Genomic DNA, 19,617 nt, shown 5'->3' with positions numbered 1-19,617 from the left:
GGCTGGCAGGCGCTTACTGCGGGCGAACGCGCAGGGTCAGGCCTTTGAGAAAGTTGCGCAGCAACTGGTCGCCGCAGGTGCGGTAGTTGGTGTGGCCGAACTTGCGGAACAGTGCGCTCAGCTCAGGCTTGGATACCGGGAACTCGGCAGCCTTGAGGATTGCGTGCATGTCGTCTTCTTTCAGTTCGAAGGCCACGCGCAGCTTCTTCAGGATGATGTTGTTGGTCACCGGGATCTCGATCGGCTGCGGAGGACGGCTTTCGTCCTTGCCGCGCTTGAAGATCACCAGGCCATCAAGGAAGTGCGCCATGACTTCATCCGGGCAGCGGACGAAACCTTCTTCGTCTTCTTCTTTCTTGTCGAGGTACGTCAGCAGGTCTTCCATGGACACGTCCATGCCGCCGAGCTTGATGATCTCGATGACTTTCTTGTCGCTGATGTCCAGCATGTAGCGAACGCTGCGCAATACGTCGTTATGAATCATGGTGTGCAATCCTGATATTCAGCAGTGGGCGCCGCAGCAAACAGCGGCGCCGGAATGTGTGGCGGCGGGAGAAGCCTTAAAACTTCTCTTTGCCGGACAGGTAGCGCCATTGTCCCAGCGGCACTTTGCCGATGGACACGCCGCCGATGCGGATACGGCGGATGGCGACGACCTTCAGGCCGACGGCCTGGCAAAACAGGGCGATCACGCCCGGTTGCGGGTTCTTCATCGCAAAGCGCAGGCGGTTTTCGTTCTGCCAGCTGGCCTTGACCGCCGGCAGTTCCTTGCCCTTGTACGTCAGTCCGTGGTTCAGGCGGTTGAGGCCGTGAGCCACCATGTCGCCTTCAACCTCGACCACATACTCCTGCTCGATCTTGCTGGCATCGGCAGTGAGTTTGCGCAGGATCTTCCAGTCCTGGGTGAACACCAGCAAACCGCTGGCGTTGGCCTGCAGGTCGGTGCTGGCGGTCAGGCGCAGGAAATGGCCCTTGAGCGCACGTTTGCTGAAGCGGTGTTCTTCGCTCAGGGTCTCGGCGCTCAGGGTGGCCATGGCGGTGTCCGCGTCCATGCCCACGGGCACGTTCAACAGGATAGTCACCGGCTCTGGCGCAGTGGCTTTGGCCTCGGGGTCGAGTTCGACTTTTTGCGTGCCGACCTTGAATTGCGGCTCGTCGATGACTTCACCGTCCACGGTCACCCAGCCGCCCTCGATGAACAGCTCAGCCTCCCGACGGGAACAGCCGACGAGTTCGATGAGGCGTTTGGAGAGACGAATCGGGTCAGTCATGACAGGGCCGTAACAAAAAAGGGGTGGGCATTGTACCTGCGTGGCGCCGGTTAATCGCGGGTCCATTTGCAAGGTATGTCTTTTTGTGGGAACGAGCCTGCTCGCGAAAGCGGTAGATCAGTCAATTTATCTGTTGATCGACAGCCCGCATTCGCGAGCAGGCTCGCTCCCACACGTGTTCCGCGTTGTGTCAGGCATGCCGCGAATGCTGCTGACTTTGGCGCAAACGCATGTGCAACAGCGGATAAGGCTGGCCCATGCCGTCAAACTCGGAGCGGCCAATCACTTCGAAGCCTTGTTTGAAGTAGAAACCCAGCGCTTGCGGGTTCTGTTCGTTGACGTCCAGTTCGTCGGCATTCATGTGCTCCATGGCATAGCGTAGCAACTGTTTGCCCAGGCCCTGGCCGCGGTGGGCTGGATCGATGAAGAGCATTTCGATCTTGCCGGCGGCGACCCCGGCGAATCCGGTGATGCGCTGGCGTGGGTCTTTGGTGCAGATCAGCATCACGGCATCCAGGTAGCGCGTCAGCACCAGGTCCTTGAGCAGCAGGATGTAACTGTTCGGCAGAAAATCGTGGGTGGCGCGCACCGAGTCTTCCCAGACTCGGGTGAGTTCTTCGTAGTCACTGTGTTTCGGGGTGTGGATGACCGAATGATGGCGCATGGCCGGATGCCCTATGTGCAGTGGAATTTGCGAGTCCTTTCTCCCACAAAACGATAGACGTAAAAAAGCCCCGCATCTCGTCAAGAGAGCAGGGCTTTTCGTATTTTTTGCGTTTAGATCTGTTCAGCCCACAGGTCGTATTCGTCGGCGTCGGTCACTTTGCACCAGACTTTGTCGCCTGGCTTCAAGTTGCTGCCGTTGTCGATGAACACGTTACCGTCGATTTCCGGGGCATCGAAGAAGCAACGGCCAACCGCGCCTTGCTCGTCGACTTCGTCCACCAGCACTTCGATTTCACGGCCGATGCGCAGTTGCAGGCGCGCCGAGCTGATCGCTTGCTGGTGCGCCATGAAGCGGTCCCAACGGTCTTGCTTGACGTCGTCCGGCACGATGGCCGCGTCCAGCAGGTTGGCCGGTGCGCCTTCGACAGGCGAGTACTGGAAGCAGCCGACGCGGTCGAGTTGGGCTTCGGTCAGCCAGTCCAGCAGGTACTGGAAGTCTTCTTCGGTTTCGCCGGGGAAGCCGACGATGAAGGTCGAACGGATGATCAGGTCCGGGCAGATCTCGCGCCAGTTCTTGATGCGCGCCAGGGTCTTGTCTTCGAAGGCCGGGCGTTTCATGGCTTTCAGGACTTTCGGGCTGGCGTGCTGGAACGGGATGTCCAGGTACGGCAGGATCTTGCCAGCGGCCATCAACGGGATCAGCTCGTCGACGTGCGGGTACGGGTAAACGTAGTGCAGGCGAACCCAGACGCCGAGGGTGCTGAGGGCTTCGCAGAGTTCGGTCATGCGGGTTTTCACCGGCGCGCCGTTCCAGAAACCGGTGCGGTATTTCACATCAACGCCGTAAGCGCTGGTGTCTTGGGAAATTACCAGCAGCTCTTTGACGCCGGCCTTGACCAGGCGCTGGGCCTCGTCGAGCACGTCACCAACCGGACGGCTGACCAGTTTGCCGCGCATCGACGGGATGATGCAGAAGCTGCAGCTGTGGTTGCAGCCTTCGGAAATCTTCAGGTAGGCGTAGTGACGCGGGGTCAGCTTGATGCCTTGTGGCGGCACCAGGTCGATCAGCGGGTTGTGATCCTGACGCGGCGGCACGGCGTCGTGCACGGCGTTGACCACTTGCTCGTACTGCTGCGGACCGGTCACGGCCAGCACGCTTGGGTGCACCTTGCGAATGTTGCCTTCTTCGACGCCCATGCAGCCGGTCACGATGACCTTGCCGTTTTCCTTGATGGCTTCGCCGATCACTTCCAGCGATTCAGCCTTGGCCGAATCGATGAAACCGCAGGTGTTGACCACCACGACATCGGCGTCCTCGTAAGTGGACACGACGTCATAGCCTTCCATACGCAGCTGGGTAAGGATGCGCTCGGAGTCGACCAGTGCTTTGGGGCAACCCAGGGATACGAAGCCAACTTTTGGATTGGCCGGCGCAGGAGTGGTGGACATGTCTAACCTCGGTATTTGTGACGCCTCCAGCCGAGTCGGCAAGGCGACAAACGGGCGCTTTGCTGCGCCTCTGATCAAAAAGTGCGCAATTCTAGCGATGAGTCGTTCACTTGACCAGCTTTATGCAGGGAAATACGACGAGTGCTGCGCTATGCTTCGCGCCGTTAGGCTTTACCGAATTTTTACAGTCAACAAATCGTCTGTAACCTGAAGTAAAACAGCGCATGCTGCGTGGCAAAGCATAGTGCTTCTTCCAAAGAAGTCCGTTCTGGGTAGTAGGAGTGGTGGATGGGTCAGGCAAGTAGTCAGGCAGCGGGCGCCGAGCATTCGGCGGCGAAGCCGATCGGCATGCTGGTCGCGGCGGTCGGGGTGGTTTACGGCGATATCGGCACAAGCCCGCTGTACACCCTCAAAGAAGTGTTTTCCGGTGGCTACGGCGTGCCGGTCAACCATGACGGCGTGTTGGGGATTCTGGCGCTGATCTTCTGGTCGCTGATCTGGGTCGTCTCGATCAAGTACATGATGTTTGTGCTGCGCGCCGACAACCAGGGCGAAGGCGGGATCATGGCCCTGACGGCGCTGGCCAGACGGGCGGCGTCGGGGTATCCAAAATTGCGGGGGTTGCTGGTGGTCTGCGGACTGATCGGTGCGGCGCTGTTCTACGGCGACAGCATGATCACCCCGGCGATTTCCGTCCTCTCGGCCATTGAAGGTCTCGGTTTGGCGTTCGATGGCATCGACCATTGGGTCGTCCCGCTGTCGTTGGTCGTGCTGGTGGCGCTGTTCCTGATCCAGAGCCACGGTACGGCGCGAATCGGCATTCTGTTCGGGCCGATCATGGTCACCTGGTTTGTGGTGCTGGGGGCGCTGGGCGTCTACGGCATCCTGCAGCACCCGGAAGTGTTGCAAGCGATGAACCCGATCTGGGGTGTGCGCTTCTTCATCGTGCATCCGGGCATGGGCGTGGCAATCCTCGGCGCGGTCGTGCTGGCGCTGACTGGCGCCGAAGCGCTGTACGCCGACATGGGCCACTTCGGTCGCAAGCCGATTGCCCGCGCCTGGTTCATCCTCGTGCTGCCGGCGCTGGTGCTGAACTACTTTGGCCAAGGCGCGCTGCTGCTGGGTGATCCGGAAGCCGCTCGTAACCCGTTCTACCTGTTGGCACCGAGCTGGGCGTTGATTCCGTTGGTGGGCTTGTCGACCCTGGCCACGGTGATTGCCTCGCAAGCGGTGATTTCCGGTGCGTTCTCCCTGACCCGTCAGGCGATCCAGCTCGGCTACATTCCACGCATGCACATCCGCCACACCTCCAGCGCTGAACAAGGCCAGATCTACATCGGGGCGGTGAACTGGGCGCTGATGGTCGGCGTGATCCTGTTGGTGCTGGGCTTCGAGTCCTCCGGCGCCCTGGCCTCGGCTTACGGCGTGGCGGTGACCGGCACGATGCTGATGACCACCATCCTGGTGTCGGCGGTGATGTTGCTGCTGTGGAAATGGCCACCGCTTCTCGCGGTGCCGGTGTTGATCGGCTTCCTGCTGGTGGACGGCCTGTACTTCGCCGCCAACGTGCCGAAAATCGTCCAGGGCGGGGCCTTCCCGGTGATCGCCGGTATCGCGCTGTTCGTGCTGATGACCACCTGGAAACGCGGCAAGCAATTGCTTGTCGAGCGTATGGACGAAGGTGGCTTGCCCCTGCCGATTTTCATCAGCAGTATTGCCGTGCAACCACCGCATCGCGTGCAAGGCACCGCCGTGTTCCTGACCGCACGCCCGGACGCCGTACCGCACGCGCTGTTGCACAACCTGCTGCATAACCAGGTGCTGCACGAGCAAGTGGTGCTGCTGACCGTGGTGTACGAAGACATCCCGCGCGTACCGCCGACCCGGCGCTTCGAAGTCGATTCCTACGGCGAAGGGTTCTTCCGGGTGATCCTGCATTTTGGCTTCGTCGACGAACCGGACGTGCCGCAAGCGCTGAAACTGTGTCACCTCGATGACCTGGACTTCAGCCCGATGCGCACCACCTACTTCCTCAGCCGCGAGACGGTGATTGCCTCCAAGCTGGAAGGCATGGCGCGCTGGCGCGAGGGGTTGTTTGCTTTCATGTTGAAGAACGCGAATGGCAATTTGCGCTTCTTCAATCTGCCGTTGAACCGGGTGATTGAACTGGGTACTCAGGTCGAGATGTAAGCCCCATCAAAAAGCCCCCGTTGCCGTGAAGGTAGCGGGGGCTTTTTTGTGTCTGGGTTTTTCTTATGTTTCTCGTCTGCTGGCTTTGATCTATGTTCCGTCGACGCAATATTTTGCGATCACATAGGCGTGCATGCGCACGATAGTGAGGGAGAGGTGAGTATGGAGGCAGAGATAAAGCAGAAAGTGCTCGATGAGCTTGAGGAGCTTCGGATTGAAGCTGCTGCCCGGGAGCGACTGACTGGGTTTGATCAAGCCGAGGCGGTTAGTCACGATGAAATGCGGGCTCGGTACACGCAAAAAGACTGACGGCCATATTTTTTTTGCACCTCAGCAAATTCCGTTGATGCAATGAAGATCCCTGTGGGAGCGAGCCTGCTCGCGAAAGCGGTCTGTCAGATACATCAATGGTAAATGTCAGTCTGCATTCGCGAGCAGGCTCGCTCCCACAGGGGAATTGCGGTGTCTGCTGGAATGAAAAAGCCGCGTGGTTACGCGGCTTTTTCGTTTCTGTGGATTTACTAGCTTTCAGGCAGCTCTTCTTCGGATTCGGTCTTTGTCCGGGCCGGCCTTGGGGTTAGCACCTTCAACACATCATCAATCACAGCCTTACCCATTGCCGTCAGGTAATGCGCGGCCCAGGCATGGCGGTCGGTGTCTTTAGCGTACGCGGCATCCTCGGCGAATGCTTTGCCGAGGAATAGAAGGTCGGAGGCTTGGGACAATGCTTCGACGATGGGGACGCCGGCGCGGACGTTGAATAGCGCCTGATCGGAGCAGTAGATGAGGGGGGTGAAGCCGATGGTTTTTAAATCTGAAATCGCGGACGGATCAATTTTAGTCATGTCTATTCCCTAAGCTTGAGGAGCTGCCACGTTCGTTTCCAAGCGAATGGGTGGCAGCTGTGCGCAGGTTGGAAAACCGGGAGCCTAGGAAACCGGCACGTCCGAAGACGTCCCACGCACAGCCACCATGACACAAGATTGCAGCCGTGAAGGTCTGCGGTCATGTTGGGCACGTTGTTGCTATTCGCTCGTCGGGTTTCCAATCCCGATCGCTGAATGGTCAGCGACGTCCGGAGACTACCCCGTCGAAGAAAAGCGCAACAACGCATCAAAGTGCCCAAACGTACGATTCGGAGTTTGCCTACAAGGTCTGCGGGCGTCATCCGATATTGCGACCCCTCAAAGTAAACGAAACTAAACGCGGTGAGGAATTTGACAAGTCGCGGGAGATTTCGCGTTGTTGCAAATATCGAAAGGTCTTGACGGCTCAATATTTCCAATGCGACAAGTGTCCACGTTTTATGGAATGTGGACACGTGGAGTTCCTGTCTTCATGAAGAGTCAAGACATTTTGCTTTTGTTCAAGATGGCCAGCCTGCACGCCCAGGAGGAAAACCTCATTGGGAAGATGGAGTCAGAGTCGAATTCGAACACGGTTGAGGAGTTGTTGAAGTCCCAGCAGATAAATCGAATGACGGCAGGGGCGCGCGCGGGGCAGCCGCTAGTCACCTATCCCGCTGACGGTGAAGAAACTTTATTCCACCGCCAAACGTTCGACTCATCCTTGGGTGATGAGGATGGCTGGGAAGGGTGGTCGGAGCCTGTGCCTTCTGCATCGCTGGCGAGTTGGAGTGAAGGCTACTCGTTGCGTGCGTTGTCTGCGTCTCTTGGGCTAAGCAAAAGCGAGGTTTCAAACGCTATAGCCAGGTGCCGTGAGTCCGGATTGCTCTCCAATGACTACGACACCGGGCTCCCGAAAGTTAATCGGCGAGAGCTGCTGAAAATTACCGAGCACGCTCTGAAATACTTTTTCCCCGTGAAGCCGGGCGCGATGGTTCGCGGGATTCCAACAGGCTTCGCTGCCCCCGCGCTATCCAAAAGCATCAAGAGCGCTGGCGGGTTGATTCCGGTTTGGCCTGATGCTCTCGGAACTGAGCGTGGCCAGGCGATAGAACCGCTCTACAAGACAGTTCCGGAAGCGGTGAAGCGGGACAGGATCCTTTATCACTATCTTGCGCTGGCTGATGCGATCCGTCTTGGTGGTCCGCGAGAGTGCGGTGTCGCGGTTAACATTTTAAAAGCAGGGATGGGCCTGAAATAACATGTCTTCAAACGCTGATCACAACTACGAGCTCATAGAATTTGTTGCAGACGGCTTGGGAGCGGCGTTTCTCACTGAGATTGCTTTTGTCGGCGGTTGCACCACTGCCATGCTGGTCACTGATACTGCCGTGCTCGACGACATTCGTTTCACCGATGATGTTGACTTGGTGATCGAGCTGGCAGGCATTAGCGCCTGGCAACACCTCATAGAGCGGTTGGCGGCGAAGGACTTCAAAATCACCGGTGAAGATGAAGTCAACTGTCGTTTCCGCTTCAACGACGTCGTCGTGGATGTGATGCCTTCTGACTCTGCTGTTCTCGGGTATGCCAACCGTTGGTTCGTAGAGGGGCTGGCGAGGGCCGATAAGTTTGCGTTACCCAGCGGTACCGTCATCCAGATATTTAAACCGACTTACTTTCTAGCGACGAAACTAGAGGCATTTAGCGGTCGGGGTGGGGGTGACCCTTACCACAAAGATGTCGAAGACATCCTCATCTTGATTGATGGTCGTACAGAGCTTTTGGAAGAGGTTCGCCAGGCTGAACCTGAGCTCAAGGAGTTCATCACGTCTGGAATTCGAGAACTCATGGGGCTCAGTGGTATCGACTACGTGATTGAAAGTTCGGGCTCAGTGCAGGCCAATCCGGATAGAGGTCGAATCATTTACATGCGCATGAAAAACCTGAGCAACGCATGAGATACATCACCAGATCGGTGACAGGACGGACCAGGCAAGCCAATCATGACGCCGCTGGCGCACTCTGCGACGGTGGCAGAGGGCTGTTCGTCATTACGGACGGTACGTCGAAGCCCGGGAGTGGCCAACTGGCTGAATGCTTCGTAAAAGGTGTTTTAGCGGCCTACCCGAAACACATGGATCAGAGGGGCGAAATCACCGAGCACGGAGCAGTTGGGCAGTTACTTGGTTCAGTGCTGGCGGAGCTTCACCCCATTTTGTTTGCGGATCAGACAGGGACCACGTGTTACCTGATCGGTTTCGCTGCTCATGGGAAGCTCACGCTTGCGTATGAAGGTGACTGTTCGTGCGGAGTGGTGACATCGGCAGGCACAATCGAGTGGATTACGCCGCCTCACTGCAAGGCCAATTGGAGGCGCGACCGTTCGCACCTTGAGTTGGCGCAAGACCCTGCTCGAAACCGGGTAACCCGATGCCTGAAGGTTAGTCGTGCTCCGGACCCTGAGTTTGTTTTTCACCCATTGGCTGTGGGTGAGCGACTGGTGTTCGTAACCGATGGCTTCTGGGCAGAGTTAACGGAGTCGCAGCAAAGCAGCTTGTTGGCAGCACCGGATAGCGACTTTATCGCTGTTGAAGATGACGTAACGTGGATAGATGTCCAGCTTTAACCTGGAAGCGCTTCATGTCCGCACATGTAAAAAAGCCCCCGCAACCAAACAGCTGCGGGGGCTTTTTCGTGGCGACGCTCAGATCACTCCTGCGTCGTCGCCTCTTCCTTGGCCTGTCGCTTGACGATGATGTCCACCAGGCGCTGGGCCAGTGCCGGGTAGTTCTCGTCGAAGTGGTGGCCGCCAGGCAGTTTCATCGTTTCGCCCACGGCGGTCTTGTCGGTGCAGCCGCTTTCGTCGACTTCTTCTTCGCCGTAGATGCACACCACTTTTTCCGGTGGCAGCTTGGCCATTTCCGGGCCGGTGGCGGCTTCTTTGCCGGCGTTGCCGAGCCAGCCTTCGACTTCGATTTCGAAGCTGCCGGTGCGGGCGAAGGCCAACAGGATGATAGCGTCGACGCGTTGTTGTTCCGATTCGGCCAGGCGGTTGTAGATCGCCGGCAGTACGTCAGCGCCGAACGAGTAACCGGTGAGGATGAAGCGCTTGGTGCCCCATTTCTGCCGGTAGTGCTGCATCAGTTCGGCGAGGTCCAGGGCGCTTTGCTCCGGGCTCTTGTGCTGCCAGTAGTAGCGCAGGGTGTCGATGCCGACTACTGGATAGCCGATCTTGGCCATCTCGCCCGCTACGTCACGATCGAGGTCACGCCAGCCGCCGTCGCCGGACAGGAACAGGGTGACGGTGTCCTTGGCCTGGCCGGCCGGTACTTCAACAACAGGGATCTGCAGGCCACCGGCGGCTTTGTCGCCACCGACGAGGATCTTGCGCAGTTCGTTGTTCAGTACTTGCGGCAGGTTGATGTCGTAGTCGCTGATGCTGGTTTCGGCGTTGGGTTGGTCGCGCACGAACCCTGCGCTGGCGTCGTCCGGGTTGTCGTTCCACGCCACTAGCCAGTGGCCGTGAGCGGCGCTTTTCGGCAGCAGGTGTGTGCAGCCGCCTTTTTCCAGGGCCAGGTCGACCGAGATGGCCTGGGCCTTGTCGCTCTTCTGTTCGGATAACCAGCGCCACGCCAGCACGGCGCCAGGGCCGATACCGCTGACCAGGGTCGCCGGGCCTTTGAGTTCTCTCAGGCCCGATTGCAATGCGCGGCTCTGTAGCAGGCAGTCTTTAGGCAGGATCACCTGAACAATCTGCGCCGAGGCGGAGCGGCTCAGGGTCATAAGTTGCTGGTCGCTGAGCTTCTGCTCTTCATTGACCGCTACCAGTACCTGGGCTTTCGGCGTTGTGCCGGGAATCACACGGGTCATCGCGGCGCCATCGGCGGGCGTCAACAGTTCGAGCGTCGGAGCCGGTGCCGGGCGTTTCAGGTACCAGTAACCGCCACCGAGAATCAGGGCCAGCACTACCAGTGTGGCCAGTACGTACCGCAAGGAGCGTTGAATCATCAGCGTTTCACCAATCCAGTCAAGCCGCCCGCAATCAGGGCAGCAGTATCGGCCAGGGCTACCAGCGGATCGAGTCCGGCGGGCACGGCCATATAACGGGGTTCCCAGTCAGGCTGGAACTTGTCTTTGAAGCGGCGCAAGCCTTGGAAGTTGTAGAGCTGCTCACCACGGCGGAAAACCATCGAGCCCAGGCGCTGGGTCAGCGGTGCGCCACGACGGGGTTGCAACCCCGACAACGGCACCATGCCCAGGCTGAAACGCGCGTATCCATGATTTTTATAATGTTGAATCAGGCCGACCATCATGAACTCCATGGTCAGTTTTGGCGCGTCCGGGTGCGCACGCATCAGGTCGAGGCTGGCCAGGTCATGGCCATAAGTCTCGAGCAAGTTGGCGAACGCGACCGGGCGACCTTCGAAGCGGATCACGGCAATGCGGAAGTGCTTGAGGTAATCATCGCTGAAACGCCCCAGCGAGAAGCCTTTCTCGCGCACGTTCTTGCCGGTCAGCCAGGCATCGGAAATCACCTTGAGCTCATCCATCGGCGCATGACCCGGCTCGAAGATTTCCAGCGACAGCCCATCGCGGGTGCCGCGGTTCCAGGTGTAGCGCAGGTCTTTCATCTCTTTGCCCTTGGCTTCGAGATCAAAGCGATGCAGATCGACCCGGGCTTCTTCGCCGAGCTTGATCGCGGTCAGGCCGATGTCCATGTAGTACGGCAGGTTCTCGGCGCGCACCTGATAGAACACAGGGCGGGCGTGGTGGACGTCGCAGAGGTCGCGGAACTGCCAGATCATTTCCGCCCGTTGCTGGGTCGGGCCGATCGGATCGTACAACGCCACCAGGCTGCGCCCACGGCGGGCGTACATCAGAAACGCCTCGTCGTTCGGGTGGAACAGCAGCGCCTTGTCACCGGTCAGGGCGAGGCCGCCATCCGGTTGGGCGGAACTCATGAGGATCTTTACCGCGCGGTCCAGTTCATCCGGGGTCGGCAAGTGAATGACCGGGCGGGCGGTGCGCAGCAGCCACGTCAGGGACACCACGACCAGCAGCACGGCGGCGCCCAGCAGCGAGCGCAAGCCACGCGGCGCATCGGCATCGAGCGTGAACTGCCACCAGAGTTGATGGCTGTACGGAACGTCCTGATACGCAAACAGCAGCAACCAGATCGAGGCACCCAGCACGCACAGGCTCGACACCAGATACAGCGGCGAGAAAGGCAGTTCGGTGAGGCGGCTCGGGCGATAGAACGAGCGACGGAAAACCCCCAGCAAGCTGGCGATGAGGGTCATCAGGCAGGCTTCTTCCCAGTCAAAACCCTTGAGCAGGGAGAGCAGGGCGCCGACCAGCAGCAAAATGGTGGTCAGCATCCAGGCGGCAGACAGGCGCCGACGCAAGCCTTGCGCGAGCAACAGGCAGAGGACGCCCACCAGGCTGGCGCCGAAGTGCGAGGCGTCGACCAGACGATGCGGGATCAGGAAGCCGATGTGTTCCAGACGGGTATCGATTTCCGGGGTCACGCCGGAAAACAACAGCACTACGCCGGACAGGAACACCAGCACCGCGAGAATCGGTGCGGCAAGACCGGACGCTGCGCGCAGGGACTGGCGCGACTGAAACAGACGCTGGCCTTCGTTGATCAGCAGGAAGATGCAGGCCACCAGCAAAGGCAGCACCACATAAATCAGTCGATACAGCAGCAGGGCGGCGGCCAGTGGCGCGGCGCCGAGTGAATCGGCAAAGGCAGCCAGCAGGATCGCTTCGAATACGCCGACCCCGCCCGGTACGTGGCTGAGCACGCCTGCGGCCAATGCCAGCAAGTACACCAGCAGGAAGGCGCCGAAGGGCGGAGCTTCTGGTAGCAACAGATAGAGCACGGTCGCGGCGGCAGCCACGTCCAGGGCGGTGATGATCAGTTGCAGGAAGGTCAGGCGGCGACCGGGCAGGCGCAGGGTGCGGCGCCCGACTTTGACCAGCAGGTTGTCCGGTGACGGCTGTTCCGGCAGACGACGGCGGTAGATGCCGATGGCCAGCACACTAAAGAGCAGCAGGACGGCTGCGGCAATCGCGCCGAGCAATGTCTCGGACAGACCCAGGGCGGTAGAGGCAGCCGGCAGGTCACTGAGGGTCGCCAGCGCCGCCAGCGGTGGCAAGGCGCAACCGAGCGAGAGGCTGGCAAACAGCGTCATGTGGGCAACTTCTGAAGCCCCCAGACCATGACGTGCATATAAACGGTAGCGAACCGAGCCGCCCGAGAGCATCGAAAGACCGATGGCGTTGCCGATGGCAAAGGCTGTGAAGCCGCCGAGTGCGAGGATTCGCGGCGCCAGCGTCACCCCCGCATAGCGGCTGGCCGACCATTCGTAGCCCAACAGAATGATGAAACCGACGATAGTCGCACCCAGCGCGCCCAGCAGTGCCGGTTTCGGGACTTCCAGAATCGAGTCATGCAAAGCGTACAGGTCGAGTTCGCTCAACAGATGACGACAGGCAATCAGCGCGATCGCGAACAACAGCAGCGTGACCGCCAGGCCAATGGGCTGACGGTATTTGCTGACCAGATCGAGCAGGTGCAAACGCCCGGCCTTGATCGGTTGTGTCGCTGTGACGGTGTCTTGTGGATCAGACGAGTTGGCGCGCATCAATCACCTCTTGGATTGTGCGCGACAGGATGGAGGTATCGAGCCAAGTTACCAATCCCTGTAGAAAAAAATAATCACGAATATTAACGCCTCTCACCGGTTTGCGGCGATGGCCTGTCATGAGTCGTAGAGGGGCTGCCCGAGTTGCAGCATAGTCTGAACTCAGCAGTTTGATGATCCCTGACGCTTCACGACACTGTGACAGATCATTGTTGCGAAAGGACTTTTTCTGCAGATACAAAAAAGGCCACTCTTTCGAGTAGCCTTTTTTGATGTTTGGTTGCGGGAGCCGGATTTGAACCGACGACCTTCGGGTTATGAGCCCGACGAGCTACCAGACTGCTCCATCCCGCGTCTGTGTGGCGGCATTCTACAGGCGAACGGCGGGGTGTCAACCGTTAATCCCGATATAGGTCAAATAAGCGTAAATGAGCGGCGAACGGTTGCAGGGGAGAGCTAAGTTTCGGAATCAGAACGATTTCTCATTTCGGACCGCGATCATCTGAAAGCCCCGTTTCTTCGAGCGCACCTACAAAACAGGCGCGCACAAAAAAGGCCACTCTTTCGAGTAGCCTTTTTTGATGTTTGGTTGCGGGAGCCGGATTTGAACCGACGACCTTCGGGTTATGAGCCCGACGAGCTACCAGACTGCTCCATCCCGCGTCTGTGTGTCGGCATTCTACAGAGGATCGCCGGGGTGTCAACCGTAAATTATGGAAAAACCTGTTCCTGTTCAACCGCTTAGCTTGAAAATTGGGTCTGGAGAACGGCTGGAAGGCACGCCCGGCAAGGCTTGCAGCTCTATTGGCGGCACCCGGTCGATTGATAAAATAAATGCACTGCGTCCTTTCCTACGTGTGAAAAAGAACATTCATACCACTGGTGCTATATACAGGTGTCAGTGAGATACTGCTTATCCGACACGCCAATACGCCCTTTCTTCGTCATGAACTGCGCCTTTATATGACTCAGCGAAAAATCATCCACGTCGATTGTGACTGCTTTTACGCCGCCATCGAGATGCGTGACGACCCGCGCCTGGCCGGTAAACCGTTGGCAGTGGGTGGTTCGGCGGATCGGCGGGGCGTGATTGCGACTTGTAACTATGAGGCGCGGGCCTATGGCGTGCGTTCAGCCATGTCTTCCGGGCATGCGTTGAAGCTGTGCCCGGACCTGACCATCGTCAAGCCGCGCATGGATGCCTATAGAGAAGCGTCGAAGGAAATTCACACGATCTTTCGCGATTACACCGACATGATCGAACCGCTGTCCCTCGATGAGGCCTACCTCGATGTGTCGGACAGCGCGCATTTCGGTGGCAGCGCGACGCGTATTGCCCAGGACATCCGTCGGCGGGTGTCCAATCAATTGCATATCACCGTGTCGGCCGGTGTGGCGCCGAACAAGTTTCTGGCCAAGATCGCCAGTGACTGGAAAAAACCCAACGGGTTGTTTGTCATCACGCCGGATCAAGTGGAAGGCTTTGTCAGCGGCTTGCCCGTCAGCAAGCTCCACGGCGTGGGTAAAGTCACGGCCGATAAGCTGGGCAGGCTTGGCATCGTCGATTGCTCGCATTTACGCGAATGGGACAAATTGGCGTTGGTCCGCGAATTCGGCAGTTTTGGCGAACGACTCTGGAGTCTGGCCCGTGGGATAGATGACCGTTTGGTCCACAACGACAGTCGGCGGCAGTCGATCAGTGTTGAAAACACCTACGACGTAGACTTGCCGGACCTCGTGAGCTGCCTGGATAAATTGCCCGAACTGCTGGAAACCCTGGCAGGTCGCATGGCACGAATCGATAGCAGCTATCGGCCGGGCAAGCCGTTCGTCAAAGTGAAGTTCCATGACTTTACCCAGACCACGCTGGAGCAGGCCGGGGCAGGGCGGGATTTGGGGAGTTATCAGCTGTTGCTGACCCAGGCGTTCAATCGCGGCGGGAAACCGGTGCGGTTGTTGGGGGTTGGGGTGCGGCTTGAGGATTTGCGGGGTGGGTTTGAGCAGATGGAGTTGTTTGAGCGGTAGTGGCAGGTTTTTGATGTCTTGGTGAATGTCAGGCCACCTTCGCGAGCAGGCTCGCTCCCACATTGGATTTGTGAGCGCCACAGGCCCCATGTGGGAGCGAGCCGGCTCCGGGCGGCGTTCCGACGAAGCTTTTGGCTTTAGTTCGGTCCCGGATCAGCTACCAAACGCCCGGCATCCTTGGTCAACGACTTGAGGAATTCAGTCTGCAACTCAGGATCATTGCGTGTCAGTTCGATCAGGCTTTGTTCCAGTTCGCTGGCTTCTTCTTCAAGACCCAGATCCGACAGACGCTTGACCCGGTGTACCCACTGGCTCACTTCGTCGTCTTCAAGGTCGTCATAAATCAGCCCGTGCGCTTCAAGCAACTTGCCACGCAACGAGCTGCTGACCGCCAGGGACGAGTCGGTATGCACATCGTCCTGGCCATCTTCGACGCTGATCAGCAGGCGACTCAGATGATTGATGTCATGTTCGGCGAACGGGCTGTCCAGCAGGTTGATACGCAATACACCGTTTTTGTCGGTGCTCAGCTCGAACGTTTCCTTGCCGGCCTTGACCACCACCGGACGCTCGCTCCAGGGCAGGCTCGAGTATTCGGTGCGTTTGTCTCGCTGAACTTCGTCGATGCCCGCCAGGTTTTGTTGCGCGCGACCGTGGGACTGCACGTTCATGAACGGGTTGAGCCCGGCGAAACCGTAGCTCAGCCAATCCTTGGTCACGCTGTCCGGCAGGTTGCCGAGGGCAAACACGTTGACCACGTTCGCGCCGACACCGGCCACGACGGCGACTGCGCCCAGCGGGACCTCATAGACCTCCCGCCAGGGTTGGTAAGGCGTGTAGCGATCGTAGTGGCGCGTGACTTCGAATTCGGTGACTTCGAAGGTCTTCTGCTCGTGGATTTTCACCCGACGTTGCGGCAGATCAAGCACCTTGGGCTCGCCGACATCAATCTGCAGGCTGTGATCGAGCAATTTGCGCTCGACACGTTCCTCGTGCTCGCTGCGTTGCGACATGTGATTGGCGCAGCCGCTGACCAACAGGGTGCCGCACAGGGCGGCACCACCGAGGCCTAAGGTGTTTCGCTTGAACATGACTTCTCTATCTGGTGTCAGCGGCGGATACGGGCCTGGAGGAAAGACAGCACGTCAGCGACCGGCAGCGCTTGCGCTTCAGGTTCGGTGCGGCTCTTGTATTCCAGATTGCCTTCGGCGAGGCCGCGGTCACTGACCACGATCCGGTGAGGAATGCCGATCAGCTCCATGTCCGCGAACTTGATGCCCGGGCTGGTTTTTTTGTCGCGGTCGTCCAGCAGGACTTCGAAGCCGGCAGCCGTCAGTTCTGCGTAGAGCTTGTCAGTGGCTTCGCGAACCTGTTCGGTTTCGTAGCGCAATGGCACCAGGGCAACCTGGAACGGCGCAAGCGTGTCGCTCCAGATGATGCCGTTGGCGTCGTTGTTCTGCTCGATGGCCGCTGCGACCACGCGGGAAACGCCGATGCCGTAGCAACCCATTTCCAGGGTAACCGGCTTGCCGTTCTCGCCCAGCACTTCGCACTTCATCGCTTTGCTGTACTTGTTGCCCAGCTGGAAGATGTGCCCGACTTCGATGCCGCGCTTGATTTCCAGGGTGCCCTTGCCATCCGGGCTTGGGTCGCCGGCAACCACGTTGCGCAGGTCGGCAACGGTCGGAACCGGCAGATCACGCTCCCAGTTCACGCCGAAGTAGTGTTTGTCGTCGATGTTGGCACCGATGCCGAAGTCGCTCATCAGCTCGACGGAACGGTCGATGATGATTGGCAGTGGCAGGTTCAGCGGGCCGAGCGAACCGGCGCCGGCGCCAATGGCGTCGCGTAGATCAGCGTCGGTCGCCATGACCAGCGGGCTGGCAACGCCTGGTTGCTGGGCAGCCTTGATCTCGTTGAGCTCGTGGTCGCCGCGGATAACCAGGGCGATCAGCTTGCCTTCTTCTTCGGCGCGCACAATCAGGGTCTTGATGGTTTTTTCAATCGGCAGATTGAATTTTTCCACCAGCGCGGCAATGGTCTTGGTGTCTGGCGTATCGACCAGACGCAGCTCTTCGGCTGGTGCTGGGCGCGACGTTTCGCGCGGCACGGCTTCGGCTTTCTCGATGTTCGCCGCGTAGTCGGAACCGTTGCTGAAGACGATGTCGTCTTCGCCGGATTCGGCCAGTACGTGGAACTCGTGGGAGCCGGCACCGCCGATGGAGCCGTTGTCGGCTTCTACAGGGCGGAATTTCAGGCCCAGACGGGTGAATACGTTGCAGTACGCCTGGTGCATGCGGTCGTAAGTGACTTGCAGCGAAGGCTGGTCCGCGTGGAACGAGTAGGCGTCCTTCATGATGAATTCACGGCCGCGCATCAAGCCGAAGCGTGGGCGGATTTCATCGCGGAATTTGGTCTGGATCTGGTACAGGTTGATGGGCAGCTGTTTGTAGCTGCTCAACTCGTTGCGCATCAGATCGGTGATGACTTCTTCGTGGGTCGGGCCGGCGCAGAAATCGCGACCGTGACGATCCTTGAAGCGCAGCAATTCAGGGCCGTATTCTTCCCAGCGACCGGATTCCTGCCACAGCTCAGCCGGTTGTGTGCTCGGCATCAACACTTCGAGAGAACCCGCGGCGTTCATTTCTTCACGAACGATGGCTTCGACCTTGCGCATGACTCGCAAGCCCATCGGCAGCCAGGTGTAGAGGCCCGAGGCGAGTTTGCGGATCATGCCGGCGCGCAGCATCAGCTGATGGCTGATCACGACCGCGTCGGAAGGCGTTTCTTTCTGTGTGGCGAGCAAAAATTGACTGGTGCGCATGGTTGGCCGTTGTCGGTTGCTGATGACGAGAAATGACGGAGCATTGTACGGGCGAGATCCGCTGGCGTACAGGCGTGCGGTCGGTGGTGTGGCACGAGGGCGGGATTCACACCGCCCTTTGCGATGCTTCCTACGATTCTTCCACGATCTGGGTCGGCACCGGTTCCGGCGTTGGCGTCGGACCCGCGCGACGGCTCTCCTGGAACCAGTGCAGGGCGATCAGCAGCAATGTCGGAACGCCGAGCAGGGCGGTGATCAGGAAGAAGTTGTGATAGCCGAACTTTTCGACCATGACCCCCGAATAGCCGCCAATCAGGCGTGGCAGCAGCAGCATGATCGAGCTGAGCAGGGCGTACTGGGTGGCGGAAAACTTGAGGTTGGTGAGGCTCGACAGGTACGCCACGAACGCCGAGGTCGCGAGGCCGGAACTGAAGTTGTCCAGGGAAATGGTGACGATCAGCATGTCCAGGTTGGCGCCCATGTCGGCGAGCATCAGGAACAGCAGGTTGGTGCCGGCCGACGCAATGCCGCCGATCAGCAGGATCGGCAGAATGCCGAAACGCACGATCAGCAGGCCGCCCATGCCGGCGCCGACCAGGGTCATGATCAAACCGAAGATCTTGCTGACGCCGGCAATCTGATCCTTGGTGAAGCCCTGGTCGATGTAGAACACGTTGGCCATGACGCCCATGACCGTATCGGACATCCGGTAGGTGGCGATCAAGCCCAGCAGCAGGAAAGCTTGCCAGCGGTAACGCGTAATGAAGTCGTTGACCGGTGTCAGCACTGGCGCGAGGCCGCGGCGGCCCATGGTCGACAGGCACAGGGCGGTCAGCGTGGTGTAGAGAATCGCCCGCAGCAGCGCCCGGTCTTCGAGGACCAGATCGAGCAGGCTTACGCCGCCGAACAGTACGCTGGCGAAGTCGGTGTTATAGAGCTGCGTGAACATGGCAGGCACGGACACCAGCAGTACGATCAGTACAAACACCGACGCCAGTTGATGCACAAAGCTGTAGCGGCCGGCCTGAAGCTGAGTGCGCAGTGGCACCGGCGGTTCGCGCATGAATATCGAGGTGAGTAACGCCGGGACCATCAGGGCGCCGAACAGCACGTAGGTGCCGGCCCAGGCCGAATGCTGGTAGTTGAAACCGGTAGAGCCGAAGCCCTCGGCGAAGAACAGTGCGCCGGCGGTCGCCAGCAGCGCGGCGATCCGATAACCGGACATATAGCTGGCGGCTAGCGCAGCCTGGCGACTGTCTTCGGCGATTTCCAGGCGATAGGCATCTACCGCGATGTCTTGTGTCGCCGAAGCGAACGCGACGACAACCGCGATGGCAATCAACCAGGACAAATGTTTTTGTGGGTCGCAAAAACCCATGCCGATCAGGCCGAGGATCACCAGCGACTGCGATAGCACCAGCCACGAGCGTCGTCGCCCCAGCTTGCCGAGAAATGGCAGGCGCCATTGGTCCAGCAACGGGGACCACACCCATTTAAAGGCGTAGGCCAAGCCGATCAGACTTGCATAACCGATGGTTTCGCGGGCTACACCGGCCTCGCGAAGCCAGACGGAAAGCGTTGAAAACACCAGCATGTAGGGCAGGCCGGCGGCGAAACCAAGCAACAACAACACGAGCGTCGAGGGGCTGGCATAGGCGGCGAGCGCGGCGCGCCAGGTTTTACGGGGCATGGGC

General features: G+C 59.1%; 14 protein-coding genes and 2 tRNA genes. 4 read left to right on the top strand and 12 right to left on the bottom strand.

From position 1 onward, the window contains the following. Positions 1-13 precede the first annotated feature (13 nt). The 4 genes from AC07N8_RS07115 to rimO all read right to left on the bottom strand — a co-directional run bounded on the left by AC07N8_RS07115 (position 14) and on the right by rimO (position 3,386). Positions 14-484 (bottom strand): YehS family protein, encoded by a 471-nt coding sequence (locus AC07N8_RS07115; protein WP_140666291.1) that lies wholly within the window; start codon positions 482-484, stop codon positions 14-16. A gap of 76 nt (positions 485-560) precedes the next feature. Next, complete coding sequence (locus AC07N8_RS07110; protein WP_483840490.1) at positions 561-1,271, bottom strand: rRNA pseudouridine synthase; 711 nt, start codon at positions 1,269-1,271, stop codon at positions 561-563. Positions 1,272-1,461: 190 nt separating this feature from the next. Further along, a complete protein-coding gene (locus AC07N8_RS07105; protein WP_483840491.1) occupies positions 1,462-1,935 on the bottom strand; it encodes a GNAT family N-acetyltransferase in 474 nt (157 codons plus the stop codon). Positions 1,936-2,048: 113 nt separating this feature from the next. Next, positions 2,049-3,386, bottom strand: a complete 1,338-nt coding sequence (rimO, locus tag AC07N8_RS07100) for a 30S ribosomal protein S12 methylthiotransferase RimO (protein WP_059181533.1) — start codon at positions 3,384-3,386, stop codon at positions 2,049-2,051. Positions 3,387-3,674: 288 nt separating this feature from the next. On the opposite strand from rimO, the gene AC07N8_RS07095 reads away from it, so the two are divergent. Then, entirely contained in the window at positions 3,675-5,576 is a 1,902-nt protein-coding gene (locus AC07N8_RS07095) for a potassium transporter Kup (protein ID WP_493142537.1), read from the top strand. A 521-nt stretch (positions 5,577-6,097) separates the two neighbouring features. Here the strand turns inward: AC07N8_RS07095 and AC07N8_RS07090 are convergent. Continuing rightward, positions 6,098-6,421 (bottom strand): DUF3077 domain-containing protein, encoded by a 324-nt coding sequence (locus tag AC07N8_RS07090; RefSeq protein ID WP_493142538.1) that lies wholly within the window; start codon positions 6,419-6,421, stop codon positions 6,098-6,100. 493 nt (positions 6,422-6,914) lie between these two features. Between AC07N8_RS07090 and AC07N8_RS07085 the strand changes: the two genes are divergently transcribed. Further along, positions 6,915-7,682 (top strand): MarR family transcriptional regulator, encoded by a 768-nt coding sequence (locus AC07N8_RS07085; RefSeq protein WP_483840495.1) that lies wholly within the window; start codon positions 6,915-6,917, stop codon positions 7,680-7,682. Position 7,683: 1 nt separating this feature from the next. After that, a complete protein-coding gene (locus AC07N8_RS07080; protein WP_077430780.1) occupies positions 7,684-8,382 on the top strand; it encodes a hypothetical protein in 699 nt (232 codons plus the stop codon). A gap of 751 nt (positions 8,383-9,133) precedes the next feature. Here AC07N8_RS07080 and AC07N8_RS07075 read toward each other — a convergent pair. From AC07N8_RS07075 to AC07N8_RS07060, 4 genes are all read right to left on the bottom strand, one after another. After that, complete coding sequence (locus tag AC07N8_RS07075) at positions 9,134-10,432, bottom strand: virulence factor family protein (protein WP_483840497.1); 1,299 nt, start codon at positions 10,430-10,432, stop codon at positions 9,134-9,136. Beyond that, positions 10,432-13,074 carry a bifunctional lysylphosphatidylglycerol flippase/synthetase MprF gene (gene mprF / locus AC07N8_RS07070; protein ID WP_483840498.1) on the bottom strand — a complete coding sequence of 881 codons (2,643 nt, stop codon included), beginning with the start codon at positions 13,072-13,074 and terminating at the stop codon, positions 10,432-10,434. The genes AC07N8_RS07075 and mprF overlap by 1 nt, the downstream gene beginning before the upstream one ends. A gap of 277 nt (positions 13,075-13,351) precedes the next feature. Then, a tRNA-Met gene (locus AC07N8_RS07065) sits at positions 13,352-13,428 on the bottom strand. 232 nt (positions 13,429-13,660) lie between these two features. Further along, positions 13,661-13,737: transfer RNA gene (locus AC07N8_RS07060), tRNA-Met, on the bottom strand. Between the two features lie 300 nt (positions 13,738-14,037). Between AC07N8_RS07060 and dinB the strand changes: the two genes are divergently transcribed. Then, positions 14,038-15,099 (top strand): DNA polymerase IV, encoded by a 1,062-nt coding sequence (gene dinB / locus AC07N8_RS07055; protein ID WP_493142540.1) that lies wholly within the window; start codon positions 14,038-14,040, stop codon positions 15,097-15,099. A 137-nt stretch (positions 15,100-15,236) separates the two neighbouring features. Here dinB and AC07N8_RS07050 read toward each other — a convergent pair whose 3' ends face one another. The 3 genes from AC07N8_RS07050 to AC07N8_RS07040 all read right to left on the bottom strand — a co-directional run bounded on the left by AC07N8_RS07050 (position 15,237) and on the right by AC07N8_RS07040 (position 19,613). Then, entirely contained in the window at positions 15,237-16,190 is a 954-nt protein-coding gene (locus tag AC07N8_RS07050) for a hypothetical protein (protein ID WP_483840499.1), read from the bottom strand. A 17-nt stretch (positions 16,191-16,207) separates the two neighbouring features. Further along, a complete protein-coding gene (locus AC07N8_RS07045) occupies positions 16,208-17,923 on the bottom strand; it encodes a proline--tRNA ligase (protein ID WP_493142542.1) in 1,716 nt (571 codons plus the stop codon). Positions 17,924-18,053: 130 nt separating this feature from the next. Further along, entirely contained in the window at positions 18,054-19,613 is a 1,560-nt protein-coding gene (locus AC07N8_RS07040; RefSeq protein WP_493142543.1) for an AmpG family muropeptide MFS transporter, read from the bottom strand. Positions 19,614-19,617: the final 4 nt, after the last annotated feature.

It is taken from the genome of Pseudomonas sp. GW821-FHT10C09, assembly GCF_059415465.1.
This window is presented reverse-complemented; position numbering and strand designations above follow the sequence as displayed.